The 20915-nt window shown below is 63.6% G+C and carries 17 protein-coding genes; 2 read left to right on the top strand and 15 right to left on the bottom strand.

Features of this window, described 5'->3' with window-relative positions; genetic code table 11:
• Nucleotides 1-63: 63 nt before the first annotated feature.
• From NCT05_RS35125 to NCT05_RS35070, 12 genes are all read right to left on the bottom strand, one after another.
• Nucleotides 64-3264: a bifunctional diguanylate cyclase/phosphodiesterase gene (locus NCT05_RS35125; protein WP_008345596.1), complete on the bottom strand. Its 3201-nt coding sequence runs from the start codon at nt 3262-3264 to the stop codon at nt 64-66.
• A gap of 239 nt (nt 3265-3503) precedes the next feature.
• Entirely contained in the window at nt 3504-4496 is a 993-nt protein-coding gene (locus tag NCT05_RS35120) for a GlxA family transcriptional regulator (RefSeq protein WP_008345598.1), read from the bottom strand.
• On the bottom strand, nt 4493-5278 hold the full coding sequence (locus NCT05_RS35115; RefSeq protein WP_250504499.1) for a CbtA family protein: 786 nt from the start codon (nt 5276-5278) through the stop codon (nt 4493-4495). Before NCT05_RS35115 ends, NCT05_RS35120 begins: the two co-directional genes overlap by 4 nt.
• A 13-nt stretch (nt 5279-5291) precedes the next feature.
• A complete protein-coding gene (locus tag NCT05_RS35110; protein ID WP_008345603.1) occupies nt 5292-5501 on the bottom strand; it encodes a CbtB domain-containing protein in 210 nt (69 codons plus the stop codon).
• A 29-nt stretch (nt 5502-5530) separates the two neighbouring features.
• Nucleotides 5531-5866, bottom strand: a complete 336-nt coding sequence (locus NCT05_RS35105) for a nitrile hydratase accessory protein (RefSeq protein WP_061119069.1) — start codon at nt 5864-5866, stop codon at nt 5531-5533.
• A gap of 10 nt (nt 5867-5876) precedes the next feature.
• Nucleotides 5877-6500 (bottom strand): nitrile hydratase subunit alpha, encoded by a 624-nt coding sequence (gene nthA / locus NCT05_RS35100; protein ID WP_250504497.1) that lies wholly within the window; start codon nt 6498-6500, stop codon nt 5877-5879.
• A 31-nt stretch (nt 6501-6531) separates the two neighbouring features.
• Nucleotides 6532-7275, bottom strand: coding sequence for a nitrile hydratase subunit beta (nthB, locus tag NCT05_RS35095; protein ID WP_250504496.1), 744 nt, complete (start codon nt 7273-7275; stop codon nt 6532-6534).
• A gap of 28 nt (nt 7276-7303) precedes the next feature.
• Nucleotides 7304-7807, bottom strand: coding sequence for a DUF1097 domain-containing protein (locus NCT05_RS35090; protein WP_008345611.1), 504 nt, complete (start codon nt 7805-7807; stop codon nt 7304-7306).
• 34 nt (nt 7808-7841) lie between these two features.
• Nucleotides 7842-8810 carry a CobW family GTP-binding protein gene (locus NCT05_RS35085; RefSeq protein WP_250504495.1) on the bottom strand — a complete coding sequence of 323 codons (969 nt, stop codon included), beginning with the start codon at nt 8808-8810 and terminating at the stop codon, nt 7842-7844.
• Nucleotides 8811-9189: 379 nt separating this feature from the next.
• On the bottom strand, nt 9190-10440 hold the full coding sequence (locus NCT05_RS35080; protein WP_008345615.1) for an acetamidase/formamidase family protein: 1251 nt from the start codon (nt 10438-10440) through the stop codon (nt 9190-9192).
• Nucleotides 10441-10479: 39 nt separating this feature from the next.
• Nucleotides 10480-12063: an amino acid ABC transporter permease/ATP-binding protein gene (locus NCT05_RS35075; RefSeq protein WP_175982136.1), complete on the bottom strand. Its 1584-nt coding sequence runs from the start codon at nt 12061-12063 to the stop codon at nt 10480-10482.
• An 18-nt stretch (nt 12064-12081) separates the two neighbouring features.
• Nucleotides 12082-12963, bottom strand: coding sequence for an ABC transporter substrate-binding protein (locus tag NCT05_RS35070; RefSeq protein ID WP_250504493.1), 882 nt, complete (start codon nt 12961-12963; stop codon nt 12082-12084).
• A 290-nt stretch (nt 12964-13253) separates the two neighbouring features.
• Here NCT05_RS35070 and NCT05_RS35065 point away from each other — a divergent pair, with 290 nt between their 5' ends.
• The gene (locus tag NCT05_RS35065) at nt 13254-15611 is read left to right on the top strand and encodes an acetamidase/formamidase family protein (protein WP_250504492.1); all 2358 of its coding nucleotides are present in this window, start codon (nt 13254-13256) and stop codon (nt 15609-15611) included.
• Between the two features lie 42 nt (nt 15612-15653).
• On the opposite strand, the gene NCT05_RS35060 is transcribed toward NCT05_RS35065, so the two are convergent.
• Nucleotides 15654-16937, bottom strand: a complete 1284-nt coding sequence (locus NCT05_RS35060) for a sensor domain-containing diguanylate cyclase (RefSeq protein WP_250504491.1) — start codon at nt 16935-16937, stop codon at nt 15654-15656.
• A gap of 204 nt (nt 16938-17141) precedes the next feature.
• Entirely contained in the window at nt 17142-18035 is an 894-nt protein-coding gene (locus tag NCT05_RS35055) for a LysR family transcriptional regulator (RefSeq protein WP_250504490.1), read from the bottom strand.
• Nucleotides 18036-18150: 115 nt separating this feature from the next.
• Here NCT05_RS35055 and NCT05_RS35050 point away from each other — a divergent pair, with 115 nt between their 5' ends.
• Complete coding sequence (locus NCT05_RS35050; RefSeq protein WP_250504489.1) at nt 18151-19035, top strand: SDR family oxidoreductase; 885 nt, start codon at nt 18151-18153, stop codon at nt 19033-19035.
• A 22-nt stretch (nt 19036-19057) separates the two neighbouring features.
• Here NCT05_RS35050 and NCT05_RS35045 read toward each other — a convergent pair whose 3' ends face one another.
• Nucleotides 19058-20914 (bottom strand): sigma-54 interaction domain-containing protein, encoded by a 1857-nt coding sequence (locus NCT05_RS35045; protein ID WP_250504488.1) that lies wholly within the window; start codon nt 20912-20914, stop codon nt 19058-19060.
• Between the last annotated feature and the right edge of the window lies 1 nt (nt 20915).

Here is a 20915-nt window from a genome sequence, read left to right as displayed (position 1 = left end):
AATCCCGCTCGTCATTCCAGCAGAGTTCGACGGCTGTACGGGCGCCGGCCTCGATGCTTCGCCTCAAGCCGGCGAAGCATCGAGCGCCTCGTCCTGCCGCGCCCTGTTCCACAGCACCAATTCCTCGGCTGGGATCGCCGGTGCGAACAGGAAACCCTGCAACTCATCGCAGCCGATCTTGCGCAATACCTGCGCTTGATGGCCGGTTTCCACCCCTTCGGCCACCACGCGCAAACCAAGCTCATGCCCGAGATCGACGATCGCCTTGACGATGGCAAGATCGGCAGATGCGTCGAGCATGTCTCGCACGAACGCGCGGTCGATCTTCAGACGGTCGAGCGGAAACCGGTTCAGATAGCTGAGACTCGAGTAGCCGGTGCCGAAGTCGTCGAGCGAGAGCTTGACGCCTAGCCCGCGAATGGCGTGAATGGCTTGCGCGTAGTGTTCGGCGCCATCCATGAGAACCGTCTCGGTGATTTCGAGTTCCAGGCAATGCGGCGGCACGCCATGCGCGAGCAGACTCGTGCCAAGCGCCGCAACGAGCTCCGGCTCGCGTAGCTGGAGCGCCGAAATGTTGACGGACGCGCGTATTTCGAGGCCCTCTTCGTCGCGCCAGGCGGCAAGCTGCCGGCACGCTTCCTCGATCACCCACGCGCCAATGGAAACGATGAGGCGCGTGTCCTCCGCCACCGGGATAAACACAGCCGGACCGATTTCACCCAGTACCGCGCTTTTCCAGCGCAGCAGTCCTTCGACGCTCGCGAGCGCACCGGACCGCGCTTCGAGGCACGGCTGCCACTCGAGCCGCAACTCGCCGAACTCGATAGCCGTGCGCAAACACGTTTCCAGCGTGAGCCGATGCCTCGCCTGTTCGGCCATGTCGGCCGAGAAAAACTTGACCTGATTTCGTCCGGCAGACTTGGCCTGATACATCGCGGCGTCGGCGTTCTGCATCAACGTATCGATGTCTTCGCCATCATCCGGGTATAGTGCGACGCCGATGCTGCTCGCAACCTGCAGTGTCAGCCCGCTCACTTCATGCGCTTCGCGAAGCAGCGGGAGCAGCCGCTGTTCGATGCTGCGCGCCACTTCGCTCGCGTGACCGACTCCGTTGAGCAGCACCGTGAACTCGTCTCCGCCCAGGCGGCTCACGGTGTCGTGGGTGCCGACCGCATTGAGCAGGCGTCGCGACACGGACCGCAACAGGCCATCACCGATGTGATGTCCGAGCGAATCGTTGATGTTCTTGAAGCGGTCCAGATCGATGAACAGCACCGCGACGCGCTGCCGCGTTCGCTGCGCTGCTGCGATGGCAACGCCGAGTTTCGCGGCAAAGAGTGCACGGTTGGGCAGTTCGGTGAGCACGTCATGCTGCGCGAGAAACTGAATGCGCGCTTCGCTCTTCTTGCGGTCCGTGATGTCGATCAGCGTGCAGATGTAATGCGATACGGTGCCGCGCTTGTCGTGTACCGCGCTGATCATGAGCCACGCCGGATAATCACCGCCCTCGCGGCGGCTTATTTGCGCTTCGCCGTGCCAGGTGCTGCTGCGCCCGACGCGTTGCAAGAGGTTACCCAGCGGACCGTTTTCGTCTTCCTGCGCCTGCGTGTCGATGAAGGCCGGCGGCTTGCCCGCCACGTCGTCCATCCGATAACCGGTTGCGCGAAAGAACGAAGGATTCGCAGTGAGCAGACGCGCCTCGGCGTTCAGGATGACGATCGCCTCGGACGATGCCTCGAACACCTTGCCCCACAGTTCCAGCCGCTGCTCCATGAGCTTGATCTGATTGATCGGCGTGAAGGCGGTGAGAATGGCGTCGCGTCCCTGGAAGTCGAGACGGCGCGCCGACAGCATCGCCCAGCTCGGCTGCGAGGTCGCTTTCCAGTGAACTTCGAATTCGTCGATGGCTTCGCGGTCGGAAAGTTGCTGAAAGAAGCGCGCGCGGGTCGCGGAGTCGAGACCCTGAGCCCACGGGTCGGTGCTGCTCCCATTGAGCCAGAAGAGTCCAGGCGCATTGGCGTGCAATACCTCGTGGCCGGGAATGGCGGTGACGACCATCGGCACGGGCGTGGCTTCCACGAGCGCTGATTGCGCGGCCGACGCGCGGGCGGTCGCCGCCAATTCCTTCTGCACGACGCGTTCGCGATCCAGTTGCGCAAGCATTTCGTTGAAGCCGCGCACGAGTTGGCCGATCTCGTCCTGACTGTCCCAGTCGGCGCGCTTCGTGTGATCGCCGGTGCGGCGCACCACATCCATCACGCGCGCGAGTTTGCGTAGCGGCGACGAAATCTGCTGCGCGACGCAATAAACCAGTGTCAGGATGGCGCAGAGCAGGAAAAGCGCCGTGCCCAAATGCAGCCACATGCGCGAAAACAGGGCTTGCACGCGTGCATGCAGCAGGCCGTCTAGCTGCTCGCCGGTATCGCGCCAGAGGCCGTCTACGCTTTGAACGAGCGCTTGCTGCGCGCTGTCGACGATCATCAGCACAGCTGCATCCGGCGCCACGTTGTCGTCCACCACCACGCGCGCCGCATGCCTGAATGCCTCGACGGCAATGCGCATTCGATCGAACGACGGGCTGAGTGTGCGCTCGAATTGACGATTGGCCGCCCCCGCCTCGGCGTAGTCCGACCGCAAACCTTGCATGACCCCGTCGAGTTGCCCTTCGAGGACCAGATAACGCGAACGCACTTCCTCTCGCGAGCGCGCGTGAGCGCCGTCGTGCAGATGGCGGCCGATGCTGTTCACCGCGGTCAGCAGCGCGGGATAGCGCAAGATCGAGAGCGACATCGCGTAGTAGCTGTCGAGATCCGGGTCGAGAATCAGGTTCGACTGATTACCGATGCGCGTTATCAGATCGCGGGAGGCCGTCAGCGCCTGGTCCGTCGACGCGATCCCGACCTCGCGTTCGTGCGCCATCGTCTGCAGAGCGGTCCGCAGCGCGTTGCTCGGCTCCGCGCTTCCCATTTGCGCGCCGTATTGCTGCTCGGCACGAACGAGCCTGTCGATCTCGGCATCGAGCTGCGCCGCCGTCGGCGGTTTGCCCGCGCCCGCCATCGCGATGGACGTGATGCCATGTTCGACCTCGTGAACATACGCGTTGCCGACAATCTCCTTGTTCGAAAAATCGATCGCCAGATACTTTTCGTGAATCAGAATCCCGCTGATGTAGATCACCGCGCTGAGATCGAGCAGGTAGATGAGCAGCAACTTGTGCCCCACGCGCAAACGCGCGAGCAGCTTGAAGAAAGGATTCCGTTTCATGGGCGAGACGTTTGGAAACGTGCAAGAAGAGTCATGCAGGCGGGCGTTCACAGGGCAGCGAATGGCCGCCGGCGATCGTGTTCGCCCACCTATCTATTACGCCTCTTACGGCTCGCCAAAATTAACCTTTAATTAAAGTCTTAGTGCGCCGCTTTAGCCCCGAAGAAGTGCATGGCCATGCACGCGTTTAGTGCCGGAAAAGTCACGCTCAGCGCATCATCCCCGCGTGGCGAGTCTCTTCAGACCGCACTGAGCGACTCTTGCTTGTTCATCGATCTGAACCGGTTGCGGTAATCGACCGGACTGATCTGCAGACGGCGCAGGAAGGTGCGGCGGAATTTGTCGGTGTCCTCGAAGCCGCATCGGTGTGCGATGACTCTCAGCGGCAAGTCCGTGGCTTCCAGGTAGCGCCGCGCGGCATCGATGCGCGCATTGGCGAGGTAAGTCATCGGCGTGATGCCGCAATCCTTGGCGAAGATGCGCGAGAGATTGCGCGCGCTCATATGCACGCGTTCCGCGAGCGACGCGACCGTATGATCCACATGCAGGTTATCCAGCATGAATTGCTGGACTTCGATAGTCTGCGAACCCGGCGAAGCCTGCGTTTCCAGCAGCGGGCTGAACTGCGACTGCCCGCCCGAGCGCCGCAGATAGACGATCAGATACTTGGCGACATCGAGCGCCATTTGCCGGCCGAAGTCGTCTTCGATCATCGCGAGCGAGAGGTCGATGCCCGCCGTGACACCGGCCGTCGTGTAGATGCTGCCGTCGCGAACGAAGATATGATCCGGCTCGATGCGCGCCTTCGGAAAAGTGCTGGCGAGCCGGGGCACGTCCATCCAGTGAGTCGTCACCAGTTTGTTGTCGAGCAGCCCCGCCGAGCCGAGGGCGAACAACCCGTTGCAGATAGCGGACACGCGGCGGCACTGCCGATGCTGCGCGCGCAGCCAGTTGCTCAGCGCCGGATCGTCGAAGGCGTCGAAGATGCCGAGCCCGCCCGGCACGATGATGGTGTCGAACTCCGGGCACGGATCGAAGATCGTACGATCCGGCACGGTAGTCAGGCCGCTCGACGATTGCACCGTGCCCCGCGTCGTGCCGACCATCATCATTTCGTACTCGCACTCGCCTGAACTCAGCACCTTGACTTCGGCGAACGCATCCTTCGGCCCGGCGATGTCGAGCAGCTGAAATCCAGGAAAGACGAGCATTCCGACCTTGATGCGTTTCATCGCGGATATCCGGATCCTCTGAGAACAGACTTGCTCATGGGCATGCCTCGACGCACGCGCGCAGCGCCGGGCAACGCCATGCGCTCCGCCGCCACGCCGAACGCAGCGCCGATGACCGTCCAGATGATCGCCTGCATGCCGATCGACGCCACCCGGAATTGCCACAGCAACGTGGCGGGAAACTCGGCGGGCACTTCGTCGATAGCCGGCAACAGCGCGAGCATCGCGGCGGCCATGATCGCGAAAGCCAGCAGACCGGCGAGCGTCGCGTTCGCATCACCCCATTTGCGCGACAGGGCTTGGCGCAAAGCTATCGACAGCAGTGTAATGGCGACGGAAATCCCCATGCATAAAAAATAAAGCGCGGTGCGCACGCCGATGGTTTCCGCCGCGCCCACCGAAGGCGGATTCGCCGGATATTTCAGCGCCGGCAGCACCACCAGGGCGGCGAAAGCCGCGAGCGCAAGCCATGCTGCAAGCGGCCGCGCGCCCATGCTTCCCGCGCGTCCCCACGCATAGGCGAAGCACAACGCGAAGAGCCCACCGAATGCAGCGCCGTACGCGAGTACGCCCGTCAGCAAGCCCACGCCCGCTTGCGTTTCACGACTGACGATTTCAGGCTCGGGCGCATCGCCGGCGTGAGCGTGCTCGTGCGCTTCATGGGCCTCGAAAGCGATCGCGCGTTCGACTTGCGGCTCGCCCGCCACCCGCGCGAAGCAGAAGGCCAGCAGTCCCGCGATGAGGCCCGTGAGCATGCCGCGCATCAACAGTTTGCCGACCATCGTCGTCTCCTCGTCAGTGGCAGGGGAAGCCCAACAGATGGCGTCCGTCATGCACGAACTCGTGAATGGCGGTGCCCTGAAAGACCGCGGTAGCACCCTGCTCCGCGCCGACGAAATACAGCGCCAGCAGCATCAGCAATCCGCCGAAGATCGTCCACGGCAGCAGTTCGCGCAGTGGAATCGGTTCGAACGTGTCAGTGGAATGCAGGACAGCTTGATTCATGAAGTACCTCCAAAAGAGTCGGAAAAATGTTAACGGCTGCGCGCCGCGACGATCGCTTCGATCTCCCGGCGCGACAGCACGCCGCTCGTCTCGACCACGTTCAGCAGCGCTTCGAGAAAACGTTCGTAGTAGTCCCAGCGCGGCTGATTCGCGCATTCGATCGCTTCCCACTTCGCGATGGACGCGATCAGGCTCTGGCGAAAGTCCTCCCACTCGAAACATCCCGCCTTCGATAGCGAGAGCGCGAGGCCGAACACATCGCGCTCCCAGCGATTGGTGAACAGCAGTTTGCCGTCGAGACGCGGCGGAGAATCTGGTGCGCCGAGCATCGACGCGGCAGCGTATTCTTCGAAACGCGTGAACATGGCACGCTCCTCAGGCTGCGGGCGCTTCGACGAGTGCAACGCCCATCATCGACTCGGGCGTAACGAGCGCGGCGAGTTCTTCCTCACTCAGATGCTCCGTGTTCGCGGGGCGCTCGGGCACCACGAACCAGCGAATCTGCGCGCTGCTGTCCCACACCTTCACCTCCTTCGTGGCGGGCACCTGTACGCCGAATTCCTGCAGGACGGCGCGCGGTTCGCGCACGCCGCGCGCGCGAAATACAGGGTCCTTGTACCAATACGGCGGCAGGCCGAGCACCGGCCACGGATAACACGAACACAGCGTGCAGATGATGAGGTTATGCACGTTCGCGTCGTTTGCGACCGCCGCCATATGCTCGCCTTCCGCGCCCGCCATGCCGAGCGGAAGCGAGAGTTCGGCGATCGCCTTCGGCGTGTCTTCGACGAGACGTCTCGCGTAGTCCGGATCGACCCATGCGCGCGCGACGATCTTCGCGCCGTTGAACGGGCCGGCCATCGTCTCGAAGTGCTTGAGCACGACATCGACGGACTCGGTGGCAATCACGCCTTTTTCGATCAGCAAGGCTTCCAGCGCACGCACTTTGGCGGCGCTCGATGCTTCGCGGTCGCCGGAAAATTCGAAGAGTTGGCTCATGGGTTCGCTCGGGGTTGGCTTATGTTCGAGTTCATTCGGCGGCCTGCACGTAGGCTTCGTACAGGTCGGCGTAAATGGTCGTGTTCGGCTCGCTTTTGCCGGCGCCCCAGATCGACGCGGCGTCGAAGGCAACGCGATACACAGGCATCGGCGCGCCGATACCGTCCACGCCCGTCGAGACGAAATAGGAGAACGCGCCGGGATAGACGAGATCCACCACGCCGGTCTTGTTGCGCAAATACCCCGGCAAGCGCGTGTGGTCCACCGCTTCGGGATCGGCGATACGCACGGCATCGCCCGCTCGCAAGCGCGCCGCGCCGTCGAGCGCGTGATAGCCCGAGTCGCCGTGCTGCAGATAGGCGTCGATCTGCGCCGCGAGTTCGGCATTGGGGCGATCGGGTAAAGGCGCGTCCGGGTGCGCGCTGTAGTGGGCGGTTTTCTCAGCGAGTTCCTCCGCCGACACATACCCCTGATCGACGAAAAACTGCGCAATGCCGCCGAGCCATTTCTCGTAGTAGCGATACTTGAAGTACTCGAACGGCTGCATGTCTTCGGCGCCGGTGCGCAGCGAGGCCCAGGTCCAGTTGCTCTTGAAGGCGGTGGGCAGCGTATCGACCGGATAGCGATGCGGCGTGTCCGACAGATGCGCGCTCTCCGCCATCATCACCGTATGAATGCCGAAGATGCGCTTCTCCCACGGCTCGACGAATACGCGCTTTTCAGTGCTGACCGGCCCCAAATTTTCGATGCCGCCGAGATGATGTTGCAGCTTCATGTTGTGCTCCGCTTGAATGGAAACGGTCTTATCCGAGCCGATGCTCGCGTCTGAATTGCAGGGCTTCGCCGACCACTTCCGAGACGAAGCCGAACACTGCGCCGGTAACGAGCGCGGCGGCCGCGACCAGCGCAGGATTGCCGATGCCGGCCGTGGTGATCGCCTTGCCCGTTGCGACCATCGTGCCGACCGTCGAGGCGAAGCCCCAGACGATCGCGGGCAACACATCGAGCAATTTGATCTTCGACGCCTGAACCATCGCCGCGCTGCCGATGCCAACCAGCACGGCCACCGCGATCGCGCCGCCGCTCGTCGTCGCAATGCAGAGCAAGGTAAGCGAAGCGATGACGAGTCCCGTGAGATTCGACGCCACGCTCTTGACGAAGCCCGCGCGCCCGCCGCCGAGCACGAAGAACGACGCCCACGCGATGAACGTCACCCAAACCGGAACCGGAAAGATCGTGCCGGTGAGCCATGTATCGACGACCGCCAATACGCCGATGCTCACCGTGTATGCCTCTGGCTTTTTCATGCGTAGCTCCTTGAAGAAGAAATGAATGAAGGCTTCAGTTCATGCAACTCAGAAGGCCGTCGCGCATTCGCGCGGCGTCGATGTTGCGGCCGATCATCACGAAACGGCTCTCTCGTGTTTCGTCGCGCATCCACGCACGGCCGAACGTGGTGTCGAGCAACATATGCACGCTATGGAAATGCAGGCGTCGCGGTTCGTCGTGCATGTTGAGCACGCCTTTCATGCGCAGAAGTTGTGTGCCTTGCGTTTGCACGAGCTGATTGATCCAGCGGTTGAAACGCGTCGCATCGATGCCGCCGGGCACCACGATCGCGCACGATGCAATGCTGTCGTCGTGTTCGTGATCGTGGCCGTCTTCGTCGAGCAGATTCGGCTCGATGGCGAGCAGGTTGTCGACCGAAAAGCTCCGCCTGCCGAAAAGCGCATGGGCGTCGATCCTCGAACGCTGCGCGTACTCGATGCGTGCAGTGGGATTGAGCCGGCGAATCCCGGCGACGAGCGCATCGACGGCATCGGTCGAAACGAGATCGGTCTTGTTGATGACGATGCGGTCCGCGAACACCACTTGCTCCCGCGCGATGTCGTCATGTAGCTGGGATTGCGCGTGCATTGCATCGACCACGGCGACGACCGATTCCAGTTCCACGCGCTCGCGCACGTCGGGATCGGCGAGAAAGGTCTGCAGCACCGGCGCGGGATCGGCGAGGCCCGACGTTTCGATGATGAGACGCGCGAGGCGATCGCCGAAGCGCATCAACATGTCGCGCACGCTGGCGACGAGATCGGTGCGGACCGTGCAGCAGACGCAGCCGTTGTTGATCTCGATCACGGCGCGTTCATCGGCGACGATCAACTGGCCGTCGATACCGACTTCGCCGAATTCGTTCACGACGATGCCGATCTGCATCGGCCGCGTGGATTCGAGCAGGTGATTCACGAGCGTGGTCTTGCCGGCTCCAAGGAAACCGGTAATGACAGTGGCAGGCACTTTGGCGGGTCGCATGAGGGTTATCCTTCGCGTGCGTCGATTAGGAACGCCTACCCTTTAGCGGCTTCCGTTCCGATTTCCCGCGCTTGGCCGCCATCGGGCGATACTTGGCGCGGCGTGCATGAGCGCATGTCCGTTCTGTTCCGAAGCGACACGGACGGACAAAAACGCACGTAAGGCGACGAAACACATTGGTGCGCGACGCGCATCGCCGAAGTGCAGGCGATGCCCTCTTCTCGCCCGCCGATACGAACGGACGCGACCCGGCATTCCCTTGGCGAGGGTTTCGTGAACGTGATGGATGGATGGACAGGCCGCTCGCCTCAGTCAGGCAAGCGACGCGCGCGTGCGCGCGGATTGACAGGCTATGGATCGAGGTCTTGATTCGCGTCGATCAACGCTTCTTGTAGTTCTTGAACACTTCCTTGCGGATCGAACCGTGTACGCCCCAATTCGCGTCGACCACCTGCGTCACGCCGAAGTCCGCCGCTACCGACATCAGCGCAATGGCTTCGTCTTCGCTCAAACCGTGCACCGTCATCAGCAAGCGGCGCAGCTTGCGAAAGGCATCGCGCATGGCTTTGTCGAGGCTCGCATGCTGCGCCACTTCCACTTGCGCGTTCGTCCCGAGTTCGGCCAGATAGTTGGGGAACGTGAAGCCGTACACCGACCATTGCTGATCCGTTTCGAGCAGCGGATGCGTGAGCCCTTCGAGGAGCGTGCCTTCGAGATCCGCTTTCTTGTGCAGGATGAATTCGAAGTCCCCCGTCAACGATGTTTCGATAGCGGTGCCGCCCAGTTCGCTGTCGCCCTGCGCGGCATGCGGGTCGCCCACCGAGAAAAGCGCGCCTTCGACCGCCACCGGGTAATACATGGTCGCGCCCCGGCCGATGCGCCAGTCGTCGATGTTGCCGCCTGTGTAGCTCGGCGGAATCGAACTGACATAGTCCGCTTCGGCGGGCGCGACGCCCATGGTGCCGAAATGCAGTCGCGCCGGCACGCGGATATCCGGCAAGATGTTTTCGCGCTTCGTCACGAGCCGGTGATCCACCTGCACGCCGGGATAATCGATCGTCGCGTGCACGATGCCATCCGGGTCGGTCTGCGGCGTCCACACATAGTTGTAGACCGCGCGCGCATACGGCTCGCCGGAAGTATCGAGTTCGAAGATGGTCACCACTTCGCGCGGCTTCGGCTCCTCGATCAGATCGTGATACTGAAAGCCCCACGACGCGGCCACGTTCGAGCCGAAGCACTTGCCCGCATGACACGCGCTGCAACTCGGCCGCGGCCTGACGTCGAGGATGCGAACTTCGAGCACGTCCCCGGGTTCGGCGCCTTCGATCGCCACCGGACCGGTGAGCAGATGCACGCCCACGCCTTCGCCAGCGCCGAGGCGGAACGGTCCTTCGGTCGGACCCGCGCCGCGCCGCGAAACGGCCTTGTGCTCGCGCGTCCATTCGAACACGCTCTGCGCGCCCGGATCGCCCGCGATCATGCGCTCGTGGTCGTCGTTCGCGTGATGCGTCAGCGTTTCGATGGTGGCGCGGTCGCCCGACTTGAGCGTGAGGCGCGGTTCTACCCGTTTGCTGAAGTATCCCCAATGCACGGTGGATGATGAAACGGGCAGCGTGTAATGCTTCATTGATTCGTCCTCGGCGAGTGGCTGTGTTATCGATGCGATTCAGTGCACGGTTTCGAGCGTGCTGCCCGCGCCCATCACGTTGAGAAAGCGCGCCGTCAACGGATGATGCGGCCGCGTCAAGACCTGATGCGCGGGTCCGTCCTCCACGACGCTGCCGCCGCTCAGGAACACGACGCGGTCGGCCACTTCATCGGCGAAGCGCAACTGATGCGTCGAAATGATCATCGTCAGGCCATCGTCGAGCGCGAGGCGGCGGATCACTTCGAGCACTTCCCCCACGAGTTCCGGATCGAGCGCGGAAGTCGGCTCGTCGAGCAGCAGCACGCGCGGATTCGGCGCGAGCGCACGCGCAATCGCCACGCGTTGTTGCTGGCCGCCCGACAGATGACGCGGCAACGCATCGGCGCGATGCGCGAGGCCCACGCGTTCGAGCAGGGCATCCGCGCGTCGGTTGGCATCGGCGAGCGTCGCGCCGTGCACCCAGACGAGCGGCAATGCAATGTTCTCGCGCGCCGTCAGATGGCCGAAAAGATTGAACTGCTGGAACACCATGGCGACGCCGAGACTCGCGCGCTCCTTCGCAAGCTCGCGCGGATTCATGCGCCGCCCGTCATCGCGAAAGCCCAGGCGCCGTCCGCCCACGCGTATCTCGCCTTGTTCCCACTGTTCCAGATGATTGATGCAGCGAAGCAGCGTGCTCTTGCCCGAGCCGCTCGGTCCGAGCAACGCGACGACTTCGCCCGAGCGGATGTCGAGATCGAAGCCATTGAGCACCGGCTGCTCGCCGTAGCGCTTGTGTACGCCATTGATCTGCACGGCGGTGCCGTTGCGAGACAGCGCGTCGTAGCGGCGTGCGCGGTCGCCGGGTGTCACGCGAGCCGGGACGAAGACCGGCGGCAGATCGGTCGGGCCTGCGGGCTTCGTCGATACGGGCGTGCTCCGGCGTCGTCCCCAGAAGCCGCCGCGCGAGCTGGCGCGGTCCAGATCGAGCGCGCGTTCGATCATCAGCTGAATGGCGGCGATCGCGCCCGTCAGACACAAATACAAGAGACCCGACGCAAAGAAGATCGAAAAGAAGTCGAACGTCGACGAAGCAAGCTGCGTGCTGCGCAAGGTCAGCTCGCCCACCGAGATGACCGAAGCCAGCGAAGAGTTCTTCAACGCGCTGACGGTTTCGTTTCCGAGCGCGGGAATCATCGAGCGAAGGGCCTGCGGCGCGATGATCCGGCGCATCAGCACGGAAGGCGTCATGCCGAGCGCCTGCCCCGCGAGCGTCTGTCCGCGATCCACGCCGAGCACGCCCGAGCGGAATATCTCCGCGATGAACGGCGCTTCGTTCGCGGCGAGCGCGAGGCCCGCCGCGCCGATGGCGCTCAGCTTGATGCCGATATGCGGCAGGGCGTCGTAGGCGAACACGAGTTGCAGAATCAGCGGCGTGCCGCGAAAAATCACCGTATAGCCGCGCGCGATGGCCGCGAGCGGTCCGATTCGGCTCAGTTGCATGGCGGCAAGGACGAGTCCCAGCACGAGCCCGCCCGCGAGTCCGAGCAAGGTGACGGTGATCGTGAAGCGGATGCCGTCGAGCAGATAAGGCAGGCCGAGATAGTGAAGGAACAGGTCCATATGCCGATGCTTCCGCGCTTACTTGGCAACGACGAGTTGCGGCGTCGCGAGATTCTCGACGCCGAGGCCCCACTTCTTCAGCAGTTCGGACTGCGCGCCGCTCTTCTGAATGGCGACGAGCGCGGCCATCACGGCATCGCGGAAATCGGGTTTGTCCTTCGGCACGCCGATGCCCACGAAGTACGGCAAGGTCACGGCGGTCGCTTTCTCCAGCTTGTCCGGATACGCCTTCACCGCCTGGTCGACCGTGTTCACGTCGTTGATGTACGTATCCGCGCGGCCCGCGAGAATGGCCTGGATGCAGTTGGCGTTGTTGTCGTAGAGCTGCACGGTGGCTTCGGGCTTGCCGGCCGCCTTGCATTGCGGCGCCAGTGCCTGAATCAGCGGCACTTCCACATAGCCCGTGTTTTCGGCGGCGGTCGTGCCGCACATCGACGTGTTGATGCCGGTGATCTTCTTCGGATTGCCCTTGGCAACGAGTACGCCGTCGAACACCTTCGAGTACGTGATGAAGTCGGCGGCCTTGGCGCGCTCCTCGGTCGCGTAGATATCGGAGATGACGATATCGGCCTGACCGCTCTGCAAGGTCGTGAGCAGCGCGGCGAAGGTCACGGGCTTGTAGGCCATCGTGAAGCCGAGGCATTGCGCGATCAACTCGCCCAGATCGATATCGAAGCCGATGTACTTGCTCGGATCGTTCGGGTCGAGCGCTTCATAGCCCGGCGTATGCGGATTGATCGCATTGGTGAGTGTCTTGCCCTTGAACTGCGGGTACTTCGCCTGCAACGCGCTGCATTCGGCGGGCGCGGCGGCGTGCGCCTGTCCCGCGAAGGCGAACAACACCGCGCACAGCGCGCCAAGTCCTGCGCGAGATAAACGGCCCATGAGATTCCTTTGCATCGATACGCTCCTGACGGCTGATGACGATTGACTTGCGATGCCCAGAGCGTAGGCGACCGAAATCCCGCGAACTTGACTGGCTGCGCACAACTGCTGGTATTGGCGTGCACGCTCGTCCAAGAACGCATGAGGCCGCGCGTCGGGTGATGCGCGCAAGTGCAGACGTGCGCCGCGATGGCGCATGTATGCACTGTCTTCGATACGCGATGCACCCGCCGCCGTAAGCATCGCGATGGCGCGAAGGTTGCTTTTGAAAAGCGCTTGCTGCTTCGCCTATCGTGGAGTTTTCGTTGAACCTGTCGCGCTTCACCACCGAGTCGTATCCCGAGTTCGAGCGCCGGCATGAATGGAACGCGGCGCTCGCACGTCTCGGATGGCGCGGCAAGATCGAAGGCGGCGAACGCGGTTTGCACGGCACACTGACATCGCGCGTATCGGCGGGCGGGATCGAGTTCACGACCATCGCCTCGGCCGCGCAGACGCTGCAGATGAGCGCGGATCACGCGGACAGTCTCATGCTCGCGCTGCTGATCGATGGCGACGCCACGCTCGTCGCCGATGGTCTGCGCGAGCGCGTGAGCCCGCATGACATCGTCTATGCCGCGCCGGGCCAGAGCGCGTCGCTGGTTTTCGCGGGACGCTTTCGCGCGTTCATCGTGCGGGCGCCCAGGAGCGCCATCAACGCGCGTCTCATTTCGCCGCTCTCGCTGCGCGTGGCCTTGTTGCCGGGCGCGACGGGCATCGGCCACATCTTCTCGGGCTTTCTGCGTTCGGTCGTGGAAAGCCTCGAAACGCTGAGCGCGGAGGAGTTGCGTCCCACCGAACTCGCGCTCGCCGAAATGCTCGTGGCCTGTCTCGCCGGACAGGAACGCAAAGGTTCGTTCAACGGGCTGACGCCGCCGCAGTCGGCGTTGTTCGCGCGACTGTGCCGCTTCATCGAAACGCATCTCGCCGATTCGACCCTGAGCGTGGCCTCGCTCGCCAAAGACGAACGCGTGTCGCCGCGTTACGTGCAGAAGCTGTTCGAACTCGCCGGACAGAGTTTCTCGACGTATGTGCGCTCGCGCCGCCTCGAACGCTGCCGCGCGGAACTGGCCGATCCGCTCTCGGAGAAAGTCTCCATATCCGACATCTGCTTTCGCTGGGGCTTCAACGATCCGGCGCACTTCAGCCGCGTATTCCGCGAGCGTTATGGCGCATCGCCGCGCACGTTCCGGCACGAAGCGAACCTGGAACTCGCGCGCCATCTCGTGCATTCGCTATCGCGCGGGCTGCCGGTGAACGCCGCGAGTCTGATCGCGCAGGCGCGCAGTGAAGAGACGGGCGACACGCTCGTCGCCGTGCGCGACGAAAGCGATGCCGTGCAAGCGCGGCCCGCGCGGACGGGCGGCAGGCCGCGGCATCATTTGCTGCGCGCAACGGCGAACACGGTGCACTGGGGCTATTTCAGCCACGATCTCAAGCCCGTGCTCGAAGTCACGAGCGGCGATACGGTGACGGTCGAAGCGCTCACGCAGCATGCGTCGGATGACTGGGACCGCATGATCGCGGGCGATTCCGGCGCGGAGAGCGTGTTCCACTGGACAGCCGAACGCAAGAACGTGGACCGTCGCGGCGCGGGCCCGATGAACGCCTCCATCTATGGACGCGGCGCGGGCGAAGGCTTCGGCGTGCATATCTGCACCGGGCCGATTGCGGTGACAGGCGCGGAACCGGGCGATGTCCTGGAAGTGCGCATCGTCGATATTCATCCGCGCCGCTGCAGGAACCCGAAGTTCCACGGCCGCGCGTTCGGCAGCAACGTCGCGGCGTGGTGGGGCTTTCATTATCGCGAGCTGCTCACCGAACCGAAGCCGCGCGAAGTCGTGACCATCTACGAGATCCACACGGACGAAGCGCGCGACGACAGCGCCTATGCGCGCGCCGTCTACAACTACCGCTGGACGCCGCAGCGCGATCCTTTCGGCGTGCTGCATCCGATCATCGATTATCCGGGCTTGCCGGTGGATCACGCGAGCGTCGTCGAGAATCACGACGTGCTGAAGAACGTGACCATTCCCGTGCGACCGCACTTCGGCGTGATCGGCGTGGCGCCGCAGCAGAACGGTCTGATCGATTCGATTCCGCCTTCGGCCTTCGGCGGCAATCTCGACAACTGGCGCGTCGGTCCGGGTGCGAGCGTGTTTCTGCCGGTCGGCGTGGCCGGGGCGCTCTTGTCGATCGGCGACCCGCACGCGTCGCAAGGCGATTCCGAGTTGTGCGGCACGGCCATCGAATGCTCGCTCACCGGCGACTTCGAACTGATCCTGCACAAGAAGCACACGCTTGCCTCGCAGTCGTTCGCGGACCTCACGTATCCGCTCGTCGAAACCGCCGATGAATGGGTGCTGCACGGCTTCAGCCATCCCGACTATCTGGCCGAGTTCGGCACCAGCGCGCAAAGCGAGGTCTATCAGAAGTCCACGCTGGATCAGGCCATGCGCGATGCCTTCATCAAGACGCGGCGGTTTCTGATGTCCACCAAGGGACTCACCGAAGACGAAGCCATCTCGCTGATGTCGGTGGCGGTGGACTTCGGCGTCACGCAAGTCGTCGATGGCAACTGGGGCGTGCACGCGATCATCCGCAAGGCGCTGTTCACGGATTGAGCGCGGTCCCGCGCTTCGTGCAGGCCGGGCTTCTGCCCGCGTTCATCTGACCTCGACACGGTTACGCCCCGCCGCCTTCGCGTGATACAACGCCCGGTCCGCGCGGCGCATGAGCGCATCCACGTCGCGCTCGCCGGGCTCGCGTGTCACCACGCCGATGCTCACGGTGAAAGGAATCGCCTTGACGCGCCAGACATGCTCGACATCCTGCCGCTCCAGACGCTGGCGCAAGGCGTCCGCGATCCGCGGCGCGGCACTCGCGTCCGCGCCCGGCAGCGCCGCGACGAACTCCTCGCCGCCCCAGCGCGCGAACAGCATGGATTCGAGCGGGATCGACTTTCCGACATTCGCGAGCACGCGCAGCACTTCATCGCCGATATCGTGGCCGTAGTTATCGTTGATCGCCTTGAAGAAATCGATGTCGAGAATGAAGACGGACAGGATCTCGTCGGTCGCGAGCAGCTTTTCGACGAAGTCGATGAACTCGCGTCGGTTCGGCAGACCGGTGAGCGCATCGGTGACGGCCTGTTGCTTCAGCAGTTCCATGAGCCGCGCGCGCTCGGTGATGTCGCGAATGACCGCGGTGAACTCGACCACGCCGCCCACGTCGATCTTGGAGATGGCGATTTCCACCGGAATGATGGTGCCGTCGCGATGCCGCCCGAAAACGCTGTTGCTTTCGTCCATGCGCGGCGCGGTCATCGCGCGCAGGTTCGTCATCGGCGAATTCGCGAACTGCCGCACGTTGTCCGCGTGATGCGCACGCGCGCGCTCCGGCAGCAACATCTCGATGCGCCTCCCGAGCGCTTCTGCCGATGTATAGCCGAACAGATTCTCGGCGGCCCGATTGAACAGCGTGATCTCGTGCCGCTCGTCGATGCTCACGATCGCGTCGTACGCCGAGTCCACGACCGCGCGAAAGCGCGACGCGTCGAATTCGACTTCGCGCGGGAGCGGCCTCTTCGACGTATCGTCGATGCACGAAATCATGACTTCGTGCACGGCTTCAAGCGCGCCCGGCCCCTTGAGCGGTTCGAGCGCGAGACGCCACGAACGCGCGCCGTCGATGAATCGATGCGTGTGCGTCTGGCCGTCGAAGCACGCCTTCAACTTTTCGATGAGCATCGGATGCGCCTCGGCCGGCATCATGGCATCGACCGCGAGGGGAAGCGCGGGCGTGTCCGCTCGCGAGGCGTCCGTCATGCGCATGAACGCGTCGTTGCAGGTCCTGACGATCAGACCGCCGCGCGCATCGCGGCCCACGATAGCCACGCCGATCGTTGCGCCTTCCGTAATCTCCCGCGATGTGTTGGGCAACCCCGACATACTCCTATCCTGCCGCGCCGTCGTCCGGCACCGATAATCATCCACTTGCGTCGCTGACGCCACCATGCGTTTGTTATCGGCAGCGTGGGCAAAGGCTTGAGGGCGAAGCGTCCGAGCGCGATTCACCGCAGCGCAGCTTGTTGCGGCCGGCTCGAAGACGAACGCAACGGCGAGACCCTCGTATCAGCGCATCGTCTGACGCTCCTACCCGTCGATCAACGCCGCCAATTCCTCCGGAGCGCCGGAGGGAAACGATGCTTTGAGGTGATTCAGGAAAGCGGACACGCGCGCGCTCAGAAAGCGCCTTGAAGGGTAAAGCGCCCACAGCGCGATGTCGGACCCGTCCAGCTCGCCCCACTGTGAAAGTCGACCGGCGGCGATATCGCGGCTGACGAGCGACAGCGGCAGGCACGCGATCCCAACGCCAAGCCGGACCGTGTCGCGCACCATGACGAGCGATGACAGTCTGGCGAATGGCTCGACGAATATGCGCTTTCTCCCCTCGGCGCCGGTGACATCCCAGAACGACGTTTGATCGGCCGCTCCACGGATGACTGCCGGCACGCGCGCTTTTCCCTCGGGCGGCTCCAGTCCGGGCTTCGCCACGACGACGAGCCGGTCGTGCAGGATGATCCGTCCAACCAGATTCTCGTCGGGAGCCGGGTTGACCCGTATAACCAGGTCATAACCTTCTTCGATCATGTCGACCGGGCGATCTTCCGTCGTGACTTCCAATCGAACCTCCGGCCACTTCAGCGCGAACGAGGCGACCAGTTTTCCCATGGCGATTTGCGAGAAAAGCGCGGGTGCGCTGATTCGCAAGCGGCCGCGAGGCTGCTCGCTGCTCGATGCTATCGCTGCGGCACTGGCGCTGAGCTCGGCGAGAAGCGCACCGGTGCGCTCATAGAGCGCCAGTCCTTCCTGCGTGAGCTTTACGCCTCGCGGTCCCCGTTCGAGAAGCCGGATTTGAAGGTCGCTTTCGAGTTCGCTCACCCTTCGCGAAAGCGTCGCCTTCGGGCGACCCGCGGCGCGAGCCGCCTCGCCGAAGCTTCCGTAACGAGCGACGAGGTTGAAATCAGCAAGAGCAAGAAGATCCATTCGCGCTATTCGAGCGTTCCATTGGTGAGACACGTCGTCTCTTTATAGCATCTTCCGGACCAGATTTGGATCACGTACCTTTGAGCCATCCCAACCACGCTCAAGGAGCAACACCATGACTATTCTCGTTACCGGCGCCACCGGCCGTGTCGGCCGCCAGGTCGTCGACCAGCTCGTGCGTCGCAATGCCGACGTGCGCGTACTCGTGCGGGATCCGTCGAAGGCCGACTTTCCCAGCGCCGTGAGTGTCGTGCAGGGCGAAATGCTCGACATCGACTCACTTCGCCGCGCGTTCGCCGGCGTGCGCACATTGTTCTTGCTCAACGCGGTCTCGGGCGATGAATTCACGCAGGCGCTGATCGCGCTGAATATCGCCCGCGAGTCCGGCGTCGAACGCGTCGTGTATCTGTCGGTGATGCACGCAGAGCGCTTCGTCAATGTGCCGCATTTCGCCGTCAAGTCCGGTGCGGAGCATATGATCGAGGCGATGGGCTTCAGCGCCACTATCCTGCGGCCCGCGTACTTCATGGATAACGAACTGATGATCAAGGACGTGGTCATCGAGCACGACGTCTACCCGATGCCTATCGGAACGAAGGGCGTCGCAATGGTGAACACCCGCGACATTGCGGAGGTCGCGGCCCTCGAACTGATCCGTCGGGACGAGGCGGCCGCTCACCTTCCACTGGAGGTCATCAACCTTGTCGGGCCTGACACGCTGACCGGCCCCCAACTCGCCGCCATCTGGACCGACGTGCTCGGTCGTCCCGTTGGCTACGGTGGCGACGACCCGACTGGCTTCGAGCAGAATCTGGCGAGCTTCATGCCAAAGTGGATGGCGTACGAGATGCGCCTGATGGCCGAGCGTTACGTCAGCGACGGGATGGTGCCCGAACTCGGCGATGCCGAGCGCCTTGTCGGCATTTTGGGCCGTCCCCTGCACGCCTATCGCGACTTCGCCGCCGATCTGGCAGAGGGGCAATCGCAGCGCACCATTTGATTGCCGTGAAAAGCCCGCTCGCTCAGTCCAGTTGACGAATCGACCGTTCGACGCGAATGCCGTGCCGCTTCATCTTTGCGTAGAGCGCGGGCTTCGACACTTGCAGGAGCTTCGCGCAATGCGTCACATTGAGGTGGCACGCCTTCAACGCACTTTCGATGGCGAGGCGCTCCGCCTCCTTCAGCGACACCGGCTCGCCATGATGCTCGGCCGACCCACCGCGCGCCGGCGAAACCGATGCGCCGCCCAAAAACGCCGATACATCCGCGACAGGCTCGCCTTCGTTGAAGTTGACGATCTTCTCGACGAGATTCTCGATTTCGCGCACATTGCCCGGCCAGTCATGCGCTTCGAGTTGCCGCAGTGCCCGCTCCGCGATTTCGGGCCTCGGCTTGTGCATGCGCGCGCAATATCGATCGAGGAAGAACGCGGCCATCGCGCGAATGTCCTCGCGACGCTCGCGCAGCGGCGCGATCATAATCTCGATGACGTTGCAGCGATAGTACAGATCCTCGCGAAACGTCTTCGCGAGCACCATCGAAGCGAGATCGCGATTGCTCGCGCAGATGATGCGCACGTCGACGGGAATGCCGCGCGTGTCGCCGATGCGCGTGACTTCGCGCTCCTGCAGCACGCGCAAGAGTTTCGCCTGCACGTCGATGGGCAACTCCGAGATTTCGTCGAGGAACACCGTGCCGCCGTCCGCCGATTCGAACTTGCCCGGACGGCCTTCCCGCGCCGCCCCGGTAAAGCTGCCGGGCGCGTGGCCGAAGAGCTCGCTTTCGATCAGCGCATGGGGCAGCGCCGCGCAATTGATCGCGATGAACGGCAGCGCGGCGCGCGCGCTCGCATTGTGGATCGCCTGCGCGAACACTTCCTTGCCGACGCCGCTTTCGCCGGACAACAACACGTTCGACGCGCCGCGCGCCGCCTTTTTCGCTGCATCGACCGCGCGCTTGAGGCCCGCGTTGGAGCCGATCACGTTGTCGAAGGTAAAGCGCGCGTGATTGCCCGCGTAGCGCCCCGCCATCTTGCGCACGCGCCGCATCTCGCGAAACGTGTTCACCACCGACACGACTTCGCCGCAACGATTCTTGATCGGGATAGCGGTATCGAGCAGGTGCAAGTGGCGCGCGGGCGAATCGATGATGAGCTCGCGATCGACGTAACCCACACCTGTCCGATAGATCGGCCCGACGATCGGCTCGAAATCGATCACTTCGTTGAGCGTCTTGCCGATGCTCGTCCGCGGATCGATGCCCAGAATGCGTCCCGCGACCGAATTGACGTGGCGCAACACTTGGCCCTGTCCGATGACCATCAGCCCATCGCCGATATGATCGATGATCGCGCGCTGTTCCTCAACGAGCGTGTCGTAGGCGGCCAGGTCGAACGCGCTTTGCAGCAGCACGTCGAGCGTCGCGCCGAGCAGCGTGATCCAGGGCGCGGGGGTCGCTTCATTCGTCGCTTCATTCGCCGCTTCATCCGCCGCGTCATCCGCCGCTTCATTCGCCGCCTTCCGCCAGCGCAACGCGACGAGAAAAACCCGACGGCCATGCGCATCGACACGCAGCGCGAACGCCTGCGCGATCGATGCATCGGCGTCCTGCAGCGCCAGCGTCACGCAGCGGCCGTCCGATGAAACGGTGGCGGCTTCGGCGAGCGCGGCGAGCCCCGCCGAAGGACAGCGCGCGAGGAAGGCATCGAGCGCGGCGTCGCCAATGTGCGCGAGCGGTTCGAGCACATGGCCACTGCGATCGAGCGTGAAGATGCACGCGCCGGCCTCGCGCGCGGCCAGGCGGCGCGCATCGCGCCATCTGGGCGACGCGAGCGCGCTCTCGAGTGTGGCGATGCTGGGATCGAGCGCGACGGTGGCCATA

Source organism: Caballeronia sp. AZ7_KS35 (assembly GCF_023631045.1).
GTDB lineage: Bacteria > Pseudomonadota > Gammaproteobacteria > Burkholderiales > Burkholderiaceae > Caballeronia > Caballeronia zhejiangensis.
Note: the sequence above shows the minus strand (reverse complement) of the source record. Positions and strands in the feature narration are given on the sequence as shown.